Below are 17,929 nucleotides of genomic sequence, written 5' to 3'. Positions count from 1 at the left end.
GGGATGATCAAAGACAAGTTAACTTTTTCAATTCTCTACTATCGCTATTCAACGATATGGAATTCTATGATTTAAAATAACGGATTCAAGGTAACAGTAGAAATCTACAAGAAAAAGGATTATCTTTCTAATCAATGATAGAAAAATCAGTTTAAGAAGAAGACTGAATCAATCAATCAAAATCTTTATCCACTTGATTTATAAGAATAGTCACTTTGTATCTTAAAATCAAAATCTATCAGCTTATTCAATATAATAAAAAAAACATATGCTGATGCCTACGAAAAAATGTGCTGAGCAGTAGTGTAAAAAAGAGAACAAAGAAAACTATCCCACTACATTTTTCAGGCGCAACTTCGAATGCATTTTCCACTCTGCATCCTGAGTAAGCGGTCAAAGGTTTTTTTTCCCTTTGACGGGCTTACTCGTGATGTGGAAAACTCCAAAAATGGCCGATGCGCAACACAAAAAATTAACTTGAGTGTGTCTAAAATCTCGACGTAGATCCAGGTTTATCTTAGTATAAAATAATGAATAAATATAATAAGGCATAGAAAGCTCAAGAGGTTATCCGTTTATTATTTGAAGTGTATGGTATCAAAATGGAATGGGAAAATAGAGGCCCATGATAAGTTGATAGCGTGTAAAAATTTATCTAAACTCAATAAGCAACTTAAAAAATTATCGGGGAATGGTTAATCGATAATCATGCTGACCTTAGAACTCTAACAGGAAACAACAGTTGAATAGAAGGCAAATTCTATTCAACTGTTATACTAGATAAATTCTAGATGTTTCGGTTTGCATTTTAATGGCTTATGTTACGCATTTTCTATTTACCTCGATGTACGTAATGCTGTGTGGCATTTCCAGCATTAAATTGCTCAGTAATATATTGTACAGCCTCTTGTAAAGCTAATTTACTGTTACAAGTGAAAACATCTATTGCCGCGTAACCAAATTCTGGCCATGTATGAATCGTCAAATGTGACTCTTGTATAATGACTACACCGCTAACTCCATAAGGTGAAAAGTGATGGAAATGCTCCGTTACAATTGTTGCCTTTGCTTTGTGGGCAGCTTGACACATAATTGTTTTAATTTTTTGCACGTCATTAAGTAATGCAACGTCGCAATCATGCAACTCTAATAAAATATGATGACCTAATGCATGATGGGACTGTGTTTTTTGTACTGTTCTCTTTATTTGTGAAAACTTTTTATTTTTGCAGCTTGGACAACCACTGGATTGGAGCTGAGTAATCGTAGTGTATTCATTGCCAGCTCCGATTGTAAGTGAGTTCCTACAATGATTACACTGATAAACAACAGATTTCCGCTCAACTTCACCTGTGTAAATTGGTCGCATAAATTTACGCTGATTAGGAATATAGGAAATCATTTGGTCTGTTGTTTGTAATACGAATAACTGACTTGTAGCTCCTAAAATCTGTGCACCTTCATACTTGTTTATGTCGTAATGAATATTATTAATCACAAAGCCCATAGCATGTAAGCTTTGCTGTAGCTCCCACTGCTTTTTATAGCTACGTTTGGCGTAGGAAAAAAACACATGCCGCATTGCTTCTGGCTTTAGTGCATTAATTACACGTGATAAAAAGAGCTGTGTGCCAATCAAGGTATACGGTGTGTCTGTGTATACGCAATCAAACTGATGGGCGTATGTTTTAGGCAAGGGCTCCTGAACGTTATAATAATCTACTTTAATCGGAAGCCCATAGTCTTTTGCTATTTTGCTAATCGTGCTTAAAACTCGTCTATCAATATCTAATACAACAATTTTAGTTGCAGAGTGTGGAGCGATTTTCTTTAGTAAAAATGCTAATGCAATACTGATGAAATCATCATCACCTAAACATAAAATGCGCTTATTAAGTAGCATCGTATAATCTAGTGCGAACAATGCTCGTTTTAAGGCTGTCTCAACTGTACATTTAGCTTGATCTATTGCTACGTCGGCTGTTGGCCTAGCATCATAAATAGTGCTTAACTCGCTAATATTTTTTGTAATCCATTCAGAACGAAAAGCTTGATCAGTCGTTAATTGAAGGTAAAGTTCAGTATCAGCACCTGAGAGTTGAAAATACTGTGAGATAGCTAGCTGTCCCTTTTTCGTTAAGCTATGTTTACCCCAGCCTTGCTTGGCAAATTCTTTCTTCATTGCTGAAACGATAGGTATTGGTAAGTCTGTCATATAAGCTAAAGATTTAGTTGTACAATTTTTATGGAAATATAAAGCAAGTAATGCCTTTTCTAATGTTTGATAATGTTCTTCAAGTTGCATATCAGCTGTAATTTGTTGTAATTGTTTTTGCATTGTAGATTCGTCCTCTCAATTTTAACTGGAAAAAATTAAAATTGTCTAAATCAACGAATAGAAAAAGCGCGACTAAAATTAGTCGCGCTAAATGTTTATACAAAGCTAACTAATTCTAATCTTGCTTTTTTGCACAACAAATAACACCTCGTATAAAGGTGGTTTGTTCAACAAAAGTAAGCTATTACGTTGATTTAGATTAGAATGCTACATTTAACAAAAAGTTCACCCTTTAATAAAATTATATATTAACTATATAATAGATATAGTAATCTTTCAAGTTTTAGTAATTCACGCTTAACAGTGAATATAAAATGAGGATAGTAATTTATAAAAGGGACCACGTGGATTGGAGCCCCTGACTAAGGGCATTTCTACAAGTCACAGCTTTACCACATATCGTGGTGAAGGGGAATCAAAGTTTTTAATGGAAGAAACCTTGATTATCTACGAAAGGGAGAATGTAGAAATTGAAATATTTGAAGCGATAAAAGAGAATAAGGTAGCCATTGCATTATATAAGAAATATGGCTATGTTATTGCAAATCAATTACTATTTTTAAGTGGCGAAAATGAAGGAAGTAGAAAATACAAGCGCCATTCGCATTGAAACCATTCGTCCAGAGAAGCTATCACATTTTTCCTTTTATCAGGAAGAAGTTCTTTGGCAATGTAGTTGTCACAGTCTTACGCAGGGAGAAGCTAAGGTTTTCTATAATGGCGAAAATGAAGTGTTGGTTATATGTTATATAGAACAAATTTGGATGAAAAAGGTGAGGTAGAGCGTATACTACTCTACCAATTGGTGCTGCTAGAAGAAGGTACCGAAATAAAGGATAAGAAAATGTTTTTCGTAGAAGGGGATACTCAAAGTTCAACCCTCAGTATGTGATTTATTTGCGGAGGATTGGTAATAGTAGAATAATTATCGGGGAAGTCAATTCTTGAATTTTGATTTGACTTATTTTTGTGAGGGAAAATGTTATGAAGTTTGAAGAATATAACAGTAAGATGCTATTTGTCATGAAAAGATATGGGTTATATTCTTTAAGTGAAGACTTTTCTAAGGTAGAAGTTGTATTTGCAATTATGAAATTTTAATATATAGATTAAATGGAGCGTGTTTTTTAAAACACGCTCTTTCACTTTAGCTAATTGCTATTTCTAAAAACAAATCAATTGAGGGAAAATTCTGGAAATTGAAAATAGAACATTTTACTTAGGAGATATTAAATGATTAAATCAAACTCGCTAAAAAATTTACTTAGTAACAATGAGGGCTTTAATAATTTCATTCCAGTAATCTTTAAAAGTTTTTTTCCTTTTAGTTGAATGATTAATCTTTTTCTTTTTGGCGTTTTTTGTTAGGCTTTTCACAGAAATTCTCCTTTTAAATATGTTATATATTTGTTTAACGGTCAAATAACTGAATTCCGCACAATTTAAACGCATCTGAATACGGAGTATATTCTACTAATCTTTTTGTCTCTTCAATATTTAAACGTTTAAAACGATTATCAGATATACCATGTAAGATAGAGAAGGGAGGTAGGTTTTTAGCAGTAATCGTTTTAAGGAGAAGATCACTAAAATCTTCTGGACTTATATACGCACTCATATCTCTAGCTGAGAGTGGCTGGCCCTCAGATTTGTAATCGTCATAAGCACCAATACGGATAGTGATACTTTGTAACTGTTTTTCATAAGCGAAATATGATGCTAGTGCTTCCACAAAACATTTGCTAACTCCATACATATTCTTTGGTCTAACAGGTGAAGAATCGGTTACCTGGAAGTCTAGTGGATATCCTTCAACTGTTTGAGCACTGGAAGCAGCTACGACCCTAGATACACCGTTATCCGATGCGGCTTTAAAGATATTATATGAACCTTTAATAGTATTCTCTAATAAAGAACTATAAAAATCTGCATTTGGAGAAGGATCTCCTGCTAAATGGATAACAATATCTATGTTTTTACATGCTTCCTGGCATTCTTCTAAACTAGATACATCTAGATAAATAACTTCATGTTGTGACGATTCCTTAAATTTTTCTAAAGGTAATAAATTAATATCTGCCAATCTTAATTGAAAGTTTGTTTGTTTCATTAAAGTATTGGTTATATGACGACCAATCTTCCCAGCAGCTCCTGTAATTAAAATTTTTTGCACCACAATTCAGCTCCTTTTAATCATTTGTTAAATGTAATCCTGATTATAAGTACATGTTTGTCATTAGTACAGCGAATAATTATAATGAAGTACATGAAAATAATTCAGGGGGGTCAACGATGAGTTTAGTTAAGTATGAAATTTTTAGTAAAGCAGCAGAGGTAAATAGCTTTACAAAAACTGCGGAAGAATTAGGACTAACGCAATCTGCTGTAAGTCATGCCATTACTAGTTTAGAAAAAGAGTTTAACTTTCCTCTATTTATTCGTAATAACTCAGCAATAAAGTTAACTCAGAATGGAAAGGATTTATTAATCACTATTCGAGAGATTCTTTATTATAACGATATGTTAAAACAGGAAGTAAACGCCATTAACGGCTTGAATAAAGGAACAGTAAAGGTAGGGATATTTAGTAGCATATCTACAAACTGGATTCCTTATATTATCAAGGAAATGGAGGAGAAATATCCTGATATAGAAATAAAACTAATAGAAGGAAACTATGCTGAAATAGAAAAATGGTTACTAGATAGTGAAATAGATTGTGGTTTTGTTATTAACCAATCAACCTCATTACATTCTTTCGATATTGTAGAGTTAAAAACTGAGCCACTTTTATGTGTAGTATCAGAGCAATCACCCTTACACAGTAACAAACATCTATCGGTGGAAGATATTGAAAATGCCCCCTTTATTATGCCAACTTATCAATGCTTTGAAGATATACATTTATTTTTTAAAGAAAACAACATTGAGCCAAATATTCGATTCGAAAATATGAACGAAAATTCTATTTTTTCGATGGTTGAGAATAATTTAGGTATAAGTATTTTACCAGAAATGATTATCCCTAAAGGATTAAATTCCATCAAGGTTATCCCACTTGAAATAGCGCAAACACGAACGATTGGATTAGCGATTAGAATGCCAATTTCACCTGCAGTTAAAAAATTCACTGAGATTACTGAGAATTGGGTAAAAAAGCTGGGCTATAGTTGATTAAATTAAATAATTTTGTAAGTTTGTTACAGTAGTGAGCCTTTAAATAACTAATAAAATTAGGATAACAAGTAAATTTGTGTTTCACACCGTATAAAAGCTTTATAATACCACTTATTCGTCCTCGTTTTTTAAGGTTAAATTCCTGAAAAAATCTTGGCGAAAAAATAAGGAATAGGAGTGCATGATTAAATAGTTACAATTTGATGTAGATGTTTAATTTTCATAAACGATAACGGACTTTTGGAAATCATAATTTTTAAATGGGGTGTTATCTACAACGATGAAACCTTTCTATTATCATCAAACACGGCCTGAGCGAACAGCCGGGTCATGGTGCTAGAAATTATAACGACCAGGTTTTGAGGTCTTAATACCTGAAATGTGATCTGACCCCAAAAATTTGAACTTTTTAAGAAACCTTTCGAAACTAACTGGGCTTTTTCCGTTGAGTTTTATTTTTATCTGTTCCATGATTGTAATAGTGGATATAGTCTACTAACGCTTTTTTGAATTCTTCATAGTTCTTAAACGTAGTCGTGTACAGAAATTCTGATGCCGAAGGGAAAACCTATCCATTAAAAGAATCAAAAACTGAAAAAATTATGAAAAGAGGAAGCATTGATTATTCATAGAGTGATGATATTTGGCTTCTGGTGAATTTATTAAAATCAGTTGGAGATAAATGATAGATTAGGAATTATATTAAGGGGCTGGGATATAACCAGTCAAAACCCTTAAAAACCACGAGAAATCAACGTTTTTAAAATTGATTTCTCGCAGTTTTCTGATGTGAATTTTTTATTAGCAATATATAGAGCGCTCTCTAATAAAAGTACTTAAACCTCGTTTATAGAGGGATAGGGGATATTTACAAGCCTTGTGATCAATTCTATAGTGAACAAGGATTGGTAATTTACCAGTATTTTTATGCAAATTATAGAAATAACTCCATGGCGATTTACTCGCTCCATGGAGATTTCATTTGGGTAGTTATAATGAAAATGTGCTAAAAGGGGCACAGCATGGTTGACCAAACGCGATTTCTAAACGAAGTTCACTTAGATTCATAATAATTGAAAACAATGTATCAGATGGAACTTCTCTCCCTAACATCGGAGCTAATGTTTCGCCGTGACGACAAATGCTATCTGGATAATTCACATGATCAGACAGCACACGTTTAAAGGATTGTTCGTTAATTTGTCCATAGTCGATTCGCAATAATTTCTCGGCACGTCCGTTGCGGAAATGTGTATCTGGGAATTTATAGCGAGATGTATCTTTAATAAGAATGGACTTAGGCCCATAAAAATGATTTGAATGTGTAATGATGTCTTGATTTGGATAAATTGCATCATAGTCATTGCATGTACTTTCAACGCTTAATGCTTCGCCCTCTTTAGAGGCAATTAAATAATTTGCTGCCGTCCCGCGTGGCAATCTAGAAATTTGTCCAACTGCTTGTGAGTATAGCTCACTATTTAAAATACCACGTAAAATAACATGTACAGGTACACCATATTGTTGTCTTTCTTCACTTAAAAAGTTTAAACATACACCAATACCCTTATTATTCATGCCAATTTTGCCGATAATACCTGCTTCCGTACACATTAAAATTTGGGGACGATTTGTTTGCCGGATTTCCACAACAATTAAACATCCCTTTATTGATGTTAGCCAGTCCCAATTTTGTCCTACTATTGTCTTGTGACCATCAGTACTTGGGGGAACCGCTGCCAAAGAAGTACATCCATCATTCGTTGACATAATTTCACTCCGAGCATTAATTGCCACAATATCAAGGAACGGTACGTCGGCACCATCACTAATTCCTTGCATTTCTTCCACAAGTGTTTGGTCATATTGTTGAATCCAAGGTAAATACTTTTCAGCCTCTTGCTGGGCAAAAGTCCAATCATTTTTGTTAAAGGTTTGAAAAATTTTTTTATATGCTTTAATTGTTTTACGAATTTCTTCCTTAGCTTCAATACCGAGTTGATGTCCACATTCGTAAGCTGTTCCAGATACTTTAATATGTTTTATTTTTGGCATTATCATTTCTCCCACTTTATTAATCAAATAATCTTTGAAGCTGATTAACCGATTTATTGTTAATAGCAAATGCATACAGAATGGCTGCAAGACCAGCGACAATACCAGCAACCACTAATGGAGCAATAAAGTTACCCGATTGAACTAGTAGATAACCTGTTAGTATTGGTGCTACCCATCCTGCAATATTACCAAAGAACCCTTGCACACCTGCCATCGTTCCGACTAAATTTTTTGGCGCGATATCGGCAACCGTTGCCCATACACACGCTCCAGCCAATGCTGCGCCACCTAATGAGATAGAAATCCATACTAGCGCTGCAACTGCACTTTCTACAAAAGCAGCGAAAATAATCGTTGTGGATAAAGCCATTCCGATGGCCATAACAGTACGTCTTGCAATTAAAGGTGACATTCCTTTTTGGATAAAGTAATCAGAAAGCTTTCCACCTAATAATGCACCAATTGTCGTTACAACCCATGGAATTACTGCGTTAAATCCTGCTTTTAACAATGACATATCTCTTTCTACAACTAAATACGTAGGTAACCAGGTAAGCATTAAATATAAAATATAGTTTTGCGCAAAGTAGCCGAAGTACAAGTACCATACTGTTTTATATTTTAATAAAGAAGACCATTTTACTTTGGGGCCGTCTGCTTCCACAGCTGTTTCTTGTGTAGCAGAGCCTGCTAAAATATGCTCTAGTTCGGCTTTATTCACCTTTGGATGCTCGGATGGATGTTTTTTATAGAATAGTCCCCATGCAATGGCAAAAATAATTCCTAGCAAACCACATAAATAAAAGGCGTATTGCCAGCCATAGCTATTGATAATAACAGCAAGAATCGGTGTGAAAATACCTGCGCCACATGCAATTCCTGTCGTTAATAATGAATTGGCAATCCCTCTTTCATGAGAAGGGAACCAATCAGAAATAACCTTAGTGTTTGTAGGGAAAGAAGGTGCTTCTCCAACCCCCATTAATATCCTTGCACCAATTAAAGCACCAAATGAACGCAATGATCCAGTTAAAATCGTTGCGATAGACCACCAAATGATTGCAATAATGTATGCCAATTTAGTTCCCAATTTATCGACTATCGCCCCAACTGGTAGCTGCATTAAAGCATATGACCAAAAGAATGCTGATGATAAAATCCCAAACTGTGTTGCATTTATTGATAAATCCTCCATCATTGATGGTCCTGCAATTCACATTACTGAACGATCCAAGTAGTTGATAGTTGTTGCAATTAATAAAAAAATGCCTACCCACCATCGAATATTTGTCTTTTTCTCCAAACATACTCCTCCTTTTTGGTTGATTAATGGTCATGACATTAATATATGAAATACAAATAATGTTGTCAATAAAAATTTTCAGACTATTGGAAAATCCCTCGTTTATTAACGCATACACAAAAAACACTCATTCGTTATGTCAACGAACGAGTAGGATGGATTTTAAACAGCCTATTAAGAGGGTTTCCGATGTGTTCTTTGCTATCTATATGAGCTATAATTACAGTAATGTTAGAGTTTATACCGAAAGGACACATTCACATTATGATTACTTTAGGCGTCTTTGGTTCAAGAGATATGGTCGATAAAATATATGAAGTTGCCATAGAAAATGGCTACTTCAAACCTATTAAATTTTACTGGACACCGGAAATAGGAAGTGATGGGGAATACTTAAGGAATAAAGAAAGGGAAATTGATTTGTGGTTATTTTCAGGCTTGGTATCGTATTCGATTATTACTAAACAAGTCTCTTTAAGTAAACCTACTTTTTATATCGAATATACAGGTTCTTCGATTCATCAAACGTTGTTAAAAGCATCCTATACAAATAATTTAAAAATTAATGATTTAAGCTTTGACTCTATATCTGTGTCGGATCTTACGAATATATTACGAGAAGTAAATATACAAGATAAGCCTATATCCATTAAACCATTTAACGAAAACTTAGAATTAGAGGATTATATTAATTTCCACCAAAATGAATTTCAAAAAAAGCATGTTAGAGGTGTTGTAACTTGTATTCCTCAAATCGTCTCTAAACTACAGACATTAAAGATTCCAACATTTCAAGTATTACCTACTAAATCAGCGATTAATAATAAATTAAATACACTAATGCTTAATTTTGAATTAGAAAAATCACAAAAAGCACAAATAGCTGTACAAATTATTGAATTTGATTTAGAAAATAAAATTCCTAAAAATTTATATTTTGCAGATGAGTTTTTAAATTTGGAAATGAAAATCACCACAAATTTACTTAAATATGCAAAAAAATTAAATGGCTCTTTAAAAAATGGAGGAATGGGTAGATTTTTAATTTTTACAACAAAAGGAATTTTTGAAGAGCTAACGGATGAATTTGAAAATATTCCTGATATTGATTTAGATGGTATAGATATTCAAAATATTACGTGTGGAATTGGTGTCGGCTTTTCTGTATATGAAGCTGAGTTAAATGCAATAAACGCATTAATACATGCAAACGAAACTAAGAAAGGTACATGGATGGCACTACTCAATGATGGTCGCTTAATCGGTCCACTGAATACGAAGGATAAACGAATATATTCAGTTAACAACCAAAAATGGCAAAAAATCAGTGATGAAACCTCCTTAAATATTATAACGATTAGTAAGGTAGCTAACTTTGTAGAAGTTCATAATAAGAATGAATTTACGGTCAAAGAGTTAAGTAATTTTCTGCAAATATTGCCAAGGAGTACACAGAGAATTATTACAGCCTTAGAACAATTTGGTTATGTTCGAGTCCTTCGTACAGAAAGTCCACATTCTCGAGGCAGACCAAAGAAAATTTACGAAATTACGTTTTAATATAAGCATCTCTCCATTTTGTATGCATTGACATATAAAAGAGGAGGTGCTTTTTTGTGCAAACCTTAGTTTATATTAAAGTGTTCCCTTTGTAATATTTTTATTGAATCATATGAAAGTAGCCGTTGATAGATATATGTATTTCTACAATAATGAGAGTACCAATTCAAGGAACATCCTGAATTTAAAATAGGAGATATTTGGATATACTTATTTAGATTTAATGAATGTAGATATATATGAGTTTAGGATTTATATTCGATGAAAAGCGACATCTCAATTTAAATAAAACATAGATTCCTATACACGCTCGCCTAGTTTTTATTAGCCTCACCTAGCCCCAGAGCAAAGCTATTATATGCAGTATTCTGCATTATAAAGAGTGGGGTGAGATTTCCTAAACCATTGACATATCAATGGTTAATCAATTTTTTATGTTCACTTTGCACCCATTCCACATTAGAGCCATTAGAATAAGGAGAGAAAACAAATAATGGAAAAATATCGTATAGATCAATCAAAGGGAATTGAATTTGGACTGTATTCATTAGGAGATCATATCCCAAATCCATTAACGGGTGATCGTATTTCTGCACAGCAGCGTCTTCAGGAGCTAATTGAAGCAAGTCAGTTAGCCGAGCAAGCAGGAATTGATGTATTCGGTGTAGGTGAAAGTCATCAATCTTATTTTACAACACAAGCACATACGGTTGTTTTAGGGGCAATTGCGCAAGCTACGTCAACAATCAAGTTAGCAAGCACTGCAACAGTATTGAGTGTTTCTGATCCAGTACGTGTTTATGAGGATTTTGCGACAATCGATCTAATTTCAGATGGGCGTGCAGAAATTGTGGCTGGGCGCGGCTCTCGTGTAGGCGCATATCATTTACTGGGGGTTGACCTACAAGACTATGAAGAAATCTTTGAGGAGAAATTAGAACTGCTAAAAAAAATTAATGAAGAGGAACTTATAACATGGGAGGGACAATATCGAGCATCACTGCACAATGCTCAAGTTTTACCACAACCGAAAAACGGCTCTTTACCAATTTGGCGGGCTGTTGGTGGTCCTCCTGCAAGTGCCATAAAGGCAGGCTATATGGGCATTCCAATGATGTTAACGACATTAGGGGGTCCTGCTATGAATTTTAAGCCATCTGTAGATGCCTACAGGGAAGCAGCAGAACGCAGTGGCTTTGACCCTGTCGAGCTACCGATTGCTACAACTAGTCTATTTTATGTTGCTGACTCGACGAAGGAGGCCCTACAAGGAATGTATCCACATCTAAATGGGGGATTCCAGGCAATTCGTGGCGGAGGTTATCCAAAGCAACAATTTGCACAAGCCCCAGATACACGAGATGTGCTAATGGTTGGCAGTAAGGAACAAATCATTGAAAAATTACTCTATCAATATGAGCTGTATGGTATGCAGCGATTTATGGCACAAATAGACTTTGGTGGGGTACCTTTCGAAAAATTAATGAAAAACATTGAAATCATTGGTAATGATATAATACCTGCAATCAAGAAATATACAGCAAAATAAGGAGATGTCCAACATGAAAATCGTCGCATTAACTGGTTCAATTGTCGGCTCAAAAACGAAAACAGCCATTAGTAAAGTTGTTGACATTTTACAAGAAAAATATCCAGCGTATGAGGTTACTTTACTTGATCTTGCTGAATACAATATGGCGTTTAGTGATGGGCGTAATTATTTTGAGTATGATGGAGATACAAAATATGTCACAGAAACAATTATGGCTGCGGATGCCTTAATAATTGGAACACCTACATTTCAAGCATCTATTCCAGCAACATTAAAAAATATTTTTGATCTGCTCCCTGTGAATGCCTTTCGTGATAAGGTGGTGAGTATGGTTGTTACTGCAGGTACAGCTAAGCATTATCTCATGGTTGAGCAGCAATTAAAGCCGATTCTAGCCTATATGAAGGCACATATCGTACCAACCTATGTATTTATAGAGGAAAAGGATTTTTTACGCAAGGAAATCGTTAATGATGATGTCCTTTTCCGTCTAGAACGTTTAACAGAGGATACAGTTATGGTAACAGATGCATTTGCCGAAATTCGTGCTAAAAAAGATGCGGAATATGATTTCTAATTTTTTATAAAGAGGGGCGTTGCCTGAGAGGAATCTTAGGCAACTTCCTGTTGTAATGTCCATAAAATGTTTTGTGGAAAACCATTATATTAAGTACTAATAGCCTCCTATCTAGTACAAATGCTTGTCAATCGCGCATTTATTCCCATCAATTCAGCAATCCCCCTCTCAAAATGGAAATTTCCATATGTAATCGACAATACAAAAGGCCTCGCATAACATTAAGAAATTAAGATATCTAATATAATAGAATGGTAATCATCTTCACAATGTCACAACTTCACCACGAATGCAGACAGTAATTGTATAGTCATGTCTCTTTGGCCAGCTTTACCTTTGTATCAAAAAAATAGTATGATAGAATATTTTTTAACAAGCTATTTTTACAATAGTTTATATATAAAAATTGGAGGGGAAAATATGAAGAAATATTTAATGGTACTGTTGGTCGTTCTGGCTTTTTTACTAACCCCCACAACCTCTAAGGCAGCAGAGGTAAAGTGGGATGGGGCACAGGTTGTTAAAGGACAAGCAGGGAAGATGACCTTTACTAAAGATGTAAAAGTATATAAGAAAAATACTGATGGTAGCTTTAGCTCGTTAACAGTGAAACGAAACAACTACTTCCGCGTATATGATATTGAAAAATACGATAATAAAATATTTTACTGGATGAGCTCAGGATACCGTGTACAGGCAACTGATTTAGTTGTTTTTAAGGAGGTACCACTCGATATTCGGGCTTCTTTTTATGATAATCCAGGTTTAATTTATATCAATCGTCAGGGCGGAAAGCCTCTAGGATATGGTGACTATCTGTTAAGCAAAAATGTCCCTGGTAGCGCCGACTATAATCCTTACAATGATATCGTACAATTTAAAATTGGGAAGAAATTATATTACTATTTCTACGCTGCTCCATTTGAAGGTAACCCATTGGAGGTCTATATTGATAGCTCAGATATTCGCATTGCGGAAGCAACACCTCATGTTAAAGATTATTATACGTTAAATGCTGATGCACAGCTGCTCAGTGGTCCAATGATGGGTGCAAGAGTGCTAGAACAAGCATCAAAAGGAGCGGCTTTTGAATTACTAGGAATCGAAATAAATGGCTATCTCATGGTGAAATCGCCAACAACCTGGAGACATGGCTATATCCCTGTTAAAGCACTTCAGTCTGTACAAAAACAAGGTAAACGATTTATTCGTTATGGTGTTTATGTTGGAGGTAAGCATGGGGAGTTAAAACGTTTTGATGAAGTCACATTTTTATCAGAAGATACTACGACAGCTTTAATTGAATTCAAGGGAGAAAAATATACAGTACCTAAAAAAGCGTTAGCTACTATACGACCAAATGAATCACCTGTCATTACATCTGGTTTTTTACCAAGTGATGCGCTTCAGCATTTAACCTATAATACGGTATATACGAGAACTGGTAATCAACGCTTTGACACTGATTACGACTTCCAATATATTACCTATCACGAAACAGACCAAGCCTTTTATTATGAGAGGGATGGCACGCAATATATATTTGAAAAACCAATTACAGAGGGATCGAAAGTTACGATAGGGGATAGTAAAGAGTTTGTTCGTGCCATTCACTATACACTTACAACACCAGCAGGCACATTTACCAATGTTGTCGAAACATCCACTAGTATATTATATGCACCTGGCTACGGTGAGCTCGGTTCAGCCTATGACCTCCAGCTAAGGGCGTTTAAATAATTATTACTACGCTGCATAAGAGTAATTCTTGTGCAGCGTTTTTTGTGGTAACCGTTTAGTTTTGATTGGACCACTTGAACTACAATGCATGACTATCCTTCTAAAAAAAATTTTTCCAAGTGTCCGTGTCCCAGAAGAATTACTTCAATTTTTCCAAACTAGAGATTATTTTGAAAATTGATAAAAATTTAACCGATTTGAAACCATTTATGGAAATAATCGTATAGATAGTGATGGGACAATCGGAGGTTTACGATGAAATTATACTATAAAACGTTTTGGATTGGGCTTGTATTAATGGGGATATCTTGTATAGTACTGCTGTTGCAAATCAATAAACAGGAGCGGCTTGTTGCAGCAGATTTCCCTATTCAAATTGAACAAGCATGGACATTTCATGATGCTCATCGTAAAGATGAAAGATTTTACGATTTATCATCTATTTTTTTGATTAATCGTATTCAATTACAGGATATTGAGATACTGCAATCCATTATAAATAATGCCAAAGAGGCCTTCATACCAAATCAGAAGCTTCGCCAAGCTCAAGATGTATGGCTCTATTTACAAAATGGGGAAAAAGCATATGTAAAATTCGGCTATATTACCGACGAATATGTGATGCTAGATATGAAAACGAATCATACATATTACATTTCACTCGAAAACCAGATAACTTTATGGGAATTGTTTGATGGATCAAAACATAATATTGCCTTTTGGAAAAGTGCTCTTTTTTTTATTGTTTATTTGTCAATTTGTTTGGCTATCATCATCCCTATTAATCGATTAAAAGTGGTAAGCGATGATTCGCCGAAAGTGGAAAAACCACAAGAGCAAGGCCAAAGTTTTTTCAGTTTTTCTACGCTTTTAGCCATTATCATTTTACCTAATTTATATGGTGCAAATCATTCTTTATTCATGTTCACATCGCTTATGCTATTATATGGGATAAGTGAAATTATTTATAAACAACATCAAGCTTATAAAAATATGATTTTTGGTATGATCATCATTCTTTATTATTATCTCTATCATTTTTATACGCTATTTGTTTAATAGAGCAGGAGGTTACTAAGATGGTATTTTCTCTTTTTAAGAAAAAGAAAGAGCCACAGCAATTAAAAAATAGAGTAGAATTTTGCATGACAAACTTATCACTTGGAGCAGCAGATGCCTATGATGTACTGGCCGAACGATCTGATATTGAAATAGAAGAATCTGGCTGTACATCTCATTGTGAAATTTGTGAACAGGGGATATTTGCTATTGTTAATGGTGAAATTAAAACGGCAGAGGATGCAGACGCATTAGTGCAAGCAATTGATGAGGAAATTAAACAAAATCCTCTGTATTAATCAAAGAACTATGGGATGTGAAAAGGATGATTCTCTTTCATAGTAACTTCTTTCTCTATGAGCTGGTTTCAATCAACAATAGTTTATCAGTGTGATAGAAAAGTACTGTAAAAAGTAAAAAACAGCTAGTTGGTTAATGATCAACTAGCTGTTTTTTATGGATTTACCAACCACGTATATACTGGGTCGGAGGTTTGACTTCTTCTCCTAAATCCTTTGCAGCATTTAGTGGCCAGTACGGATCACGTAATAGCACACGTCCTAGAAAAATTAAATCAGCACAATTATTTTGTAAAATTTCCTCTGCTTGAATGGCAGTTGTAATTAGACCGACCACACCTGTTGGAATATCTGCCCCATGCTTAATTGCCTCTGCGTGAGGTACCTGGTAGCCTGGGAAAACGTTAATATGAGCTTGCACTACACCACCAGTAGAAACATCAATTAAATCGACACCCTGTGATTTCATCCAGCGGCTAAAGATGATAAAGTCTTCCATTGTCGTGCCATCTACTGCATAATCTTCTGCAGAAACACGTACAAGTAGAGGACCCTCCCATACACTACGAATGGCATCAATTACTTGACGTAGTATGCGGTAGCGATTTTCCTGCGACCCTCCATACAAATCATTACGCTTATTAGTTGCTGGTGATAAAAATTCGCTAATAAGATAGCCATGTGCGCCATGAATTTCAAGGACATCAAAGCCAGCTTTAGCAGCACGAACAGCTGCTTTCTTAAATGCTTCTACAACATATTCAATGTCTTCTATTGTCATTTCAGTTGGTGTTTGGTAGTCATTACTAAAAGCAATAGCTGAAGGGGCAAATATTTCTCCCTCTACAGTTGCTTTACGTCCAGCATGTGCTAGCTGAATGCCCGTTTTTGCTCCATATGCCTTCATTCCATCGACTAATTGACGTAAGCCTTCAATATGGGCATCATCCCAAATACCAAGATCTTTATTGGATATACGACCTTCTGGTACAATACCTGTCGCTTCAAGAATGATTAAACCTACTTGGCCAGCAGCTCGTGTTGCATAATGAACTTGATGAAATGGCGTGACAAGTCCATCATCCTGCGCAGAGTACATGCACATTGGTGCCATCACAACACGATTTTTTAAAGAGATAGATTGTAGTTGATAAGGTTCAAATAATTTAGTCAAAATAAAGCCCCCTTAATTCCTAGTGATAAACTCTATTTTGCACATGTTACTTACTATTTGCAAGTGAACGAGACCGAGCCTCTGCTTCCTTAATACATGCTTCAATTGCTTCATTAAATTGATATTGTTCAAGCGCTTTAATCCCGGCTTCCGTCGTACCTCCTGGACTAGTCACTTTTTTGCGTAGTACATCCGGCTCATCAACAGATTGCTTCAGCATTTCAGCAGTCCCAGCCAGTGTTTGTGTCATTAATAGTCGTACAGTATCTTTTGAAAGCCCAACCTTTGTGCCGACTCTTTCAAATGCCTCCATTAAATAATAGATATAAGCAGGGCCACTTCCTGAAAGAGCCGTTACAGCATGTAATTGATCCTCATCCACCTCAATGACTGAACCAACCGCCTCAAGCAATTGTAAGAAAATCGTACGCTGTTCAGTAGTCACTTCGTTATTAAAGGCAATACCACTAGCGGACATTCCAATTGTCGCTGAAGTATTAGGCATAACTCTAGCAACTGGACGCGTGCCTAAATGCTCTGTAATGGTTTGAATGGCTATACCCGCTAAAATAGAGAGGATGGCTGATTGCTCTGTGATCTTCGCTTTCAACTCATCCATCGCTGCAACGGCATCCTTTGGTTTCATAGCTAAAATAATTAAGTCTGCTTGTTTAAAAATTTCTGCATCAACTAAACAATTAACACCATAAGTTTCATGTAAAAATTGTAAGCGTTCTTTGTCTGAGCGATTGGTGACGTAAATTTCTTGTGCTGTAAATACCTTTTGGTTAATCCAGCCCTGAATCAATGCCTCTGCCATTGAGCCTGCACCGATAAATAGTATTTTCTTCATGAACAAAACCTCCAGTTCAAAATAAAAAGCGCTCCCGTCCTTATCAATTAAGGACGAAAACGCTGTTGTTTCCGCGGTACCACCTTTGTTTGCCAATTGGCACAACTTTTAGCCCTTTTATCGCAAGGGAAACGGTTATGTTTGCATAACTGCTCAGAAGTAGGTTCGGTAATGGGAGTGGGTGATGTTACTTGCAGCAAATGTAACACTCTCTGGACACCTTCACCAAATACGTACTT

General features: G+C 35.3%; 15 protein-coding genes. 8 read left to right on the top strand and 7 right to left on the bottom strand.

Annotation, left to right across the window (positions count from 1 at the left end):
- Nucleotides 1-832: 832 nt before the first annotated feature.
- Entirely contained in the window at nt 833-2,338 is a 1,506-nt protein-coding gene (gene speD / locus AC3WOM_RS02330; RefSeq protein ID WP_492444714.1) for an adenosylmethionine decarboxylase, read from the bottom strand.
- Nucleotides 2,339-2,687: 349 nt separating this feature from the next.
- Here speD and AC3WOM_RS02325 point away from each other — a divergent pair, with 349 nt between their 5' ends.
- The gene (locus AC3WOM_RS02325; protein WP_492444713.1) at nt 2,688-2,948 is read left to right on the top strand and encodes a hypothetical protein; all 261 of its coding nucleotides are present in this window, start codon (nt 2,688-2,690) and stop codon (nt 2,946-2,948) included.
- A gap of 801 nt (nt 2,949-3,749) precedes the next feature.
- Here AC3WOM_RS02325 and AC3WOM_RS02320 read toward each other — a convergent pair.
- A complete protein-coding gene (locus AC3WOM_RS02320) occupies nt 3,750-4,511 on the bottom strand; it encodes an NAD-dependent epimerase/dehydratase family protein (protein WP_492444711.1) in 762 nt (253 codons plus the stop codon).
- A 119-nt stretch (nt 4,512-4,630) separates the two neighbouring features.
- Here AC3WOM_RS02320 and AC3WOM_RS02315 point away from each other — a divergent pair, with 119 nt between their 5' ends.
- Nucleotides 4,631-5,512 carry a LysR family transcriptional regulator gene (locus tag AC3WOM_RS02315; RefSeq protein ID WP_492444710.1) on the top strand — a complete coding sequence of 294 codons (882 nt, stop codon included), beginning with the start codon at nt 4,631-4,633 and terminating at the stop codon, nt 5,510-5,512.
- Between the two features lie 430 nt (nt 5,513-5,942).
- On the opposite strand, the gene AC3WOM_RS02310 is transcribed toward AC3WOM_RS02315, so the two are convergent.
- The 3 genes from AC3WOM_RS02310 to AC3WOM_RS02300 all read right to left on the bottom strand — a co-directional run bounded on the left by AC3WOM_RS02310 (nt 5,943) and on the right by AC3WOM_RS02300 (nt 8,771).
- Nucleotides 5,943-6,059, bottom strand: a complete 117-nt coding sequence (locus tag AC3WOM_RS02310; RefSeq protein WP_492444775.1) for an IS3 family transposase — start codon at nt 6,057-6,059, stop codon at nt 5,943-5,945.
- Nucleotides 6,060-6,505: 446 nt separating this feature from the next.
- Nucleotides 6,506-7,570 carry a C45 family autoproteolytic acyltransferase/hydrolase gene (locus AC3WOM_RS02305; protein WP_492444709.1) on the bottom strand — a complete coding sequence of 355 codons (1,065 nt, stop codon included), beginning with the start codon at nt 7,568-7,570 and terminating at the stop codon, nt 6,506-6,508.
- A gap of 19 nt (nt 7,571-7,589) precedes the next feature.
- Nucleotides 7,590-8,771 carry an MFS transporter gene (locus tag AC3WOM_RS02300; RefSeq protein WP_492444707.1) on the bottom strand — a complete coding sequence of 394 codons (1,182 nt, stop codon included), beginning with the start codon at nt 8,769-8,771 and terminating at the stop codon, nt 7,590-7,592.
- A gap of 369 nt (nt 8,772-9,140) precedes the next feature.
- On the opposite strand from AC3WOM_RS02300, the gene AC3WOM_RS02295 reads away from it, so the two are divergent.
- The 6 genes from AC3WOM_RS02295 (at nt 9,141) to AC3WOM_RS02270 (ending at nt 15,663) form a co-directional block, all read left to right on the top strand.
- Nucleotides 9,141-10,436: a hypothetical protein gene (locus AC3WOM_RS02295; protein WP_427548455.1), complete on the top strand. Its 1,296-nt coding sequence runs from the start codon at nt 9,141-9,143 to the stop codon at nt 10,434-10,436.
- Nucleotides 10,437-10,929: 493 nt separating this feature from the next.
- Nucleotides 10,930-11,985, top strand: a complete 1,056-nt coding sequence (locus AC3WOM_RS02290) for an LLM class flavin-dependent oxidoreductase (protein ID WP_492444705.1) — start codon at nt 10,930-10,932, stop codon at nt 11,983-11,985.
- A gap of 13 nt (nt 11,986-11,998) precedes the next feature.
- Nucleotides 11,999-12,565: an NADPH-dependent FMN reductase gene (locus AC3WOM_RS02285; RefSeq protein ID WP_492444704.1), complete on the top strand. Its 567-nt coding sequence runs from the start codon at nt 11,999-12,001 to the stop codon at nt 12,563-12,565.
- A 420-nt stretch (nt 12,566-12,985) separates the two neighbouring features.
- On the top strand, nt 12,986-14,305 hold the full coding sequence (locus AC3WOM_RS02280) for a hypothetical protein (RefSeq protein WP_492444703.1): 1,320 nt from the start codon (nt 12,986-12,988) through the stop codon (nt 14,303-14,305).
- A 255-nt stretch (nt 14,306-14,560) separates the two neighbouring features.
- On the top strand, nt 14,561-15,364 hold the full coding sequence (locus AC3WOM_RS02275) for a hypothetical protein (protein ID WP_427548449.1): 804 nt from the start codon (nt 14,561-14,563) through the stop codon (nt 15,362-15,364).
- Between the two features lie 20 nt (nt 15,365-15,384).
- Nucleotides 15,385-15,663, top strand: coding sequence for a YuzB family protein (locus AC3WOM_RS02270; RefSeq protein WP_427548447.1), 279 nt, complete (start codon nt 15,385-15,387; stop codon nt 15,661-15,663).
- Between the two features lie 163 nt (nt 15,664-15,826).
- Here the strand turns inward: AC3WOM_RS02270 and namA are convergent, their stop codons facing one another.
- Together namA and proC are read right to left on the bottom strand one after the other, a co-directional pair.
- Complete coding sequence (gene namA, locus AC3WOM_RS02265; RefSeq protein ID WP_427548446.1) at nt 15,827-16,837, bottom strand: NADPH dehydrogenase NamA; 1,011 nt, start codon at nt 16,835-16,837, stop codon at nt 15,827-15,829.
- 46 nt (nt 16,838-16,883) lie between these two features.
- The gene (proC, locus tag AC3WOM_RS02260) at nt 16,884-17,690 is read right to left on the bottom strand and encodes a pyrroline-5-carboxylate reductase (RefSeq protein WP_427548444.1); all 807 of its coding nucleotides are present in this window, start codon (nt 17,688-17,690) and stop codon (nt 16,884-16,886) included.
- Nucleotides 17,691-17,929: the final 239 nt, after the last annotated feature.

This window comes from Lysinibacillus sp. FW301-JW8 (assembly GCF_058788755.1).
The sequence above is the reverse complement of the archived record's forward strand: the minus strand, read 5'-3'. Positions and strand labels throughout refer to the sequence as shown.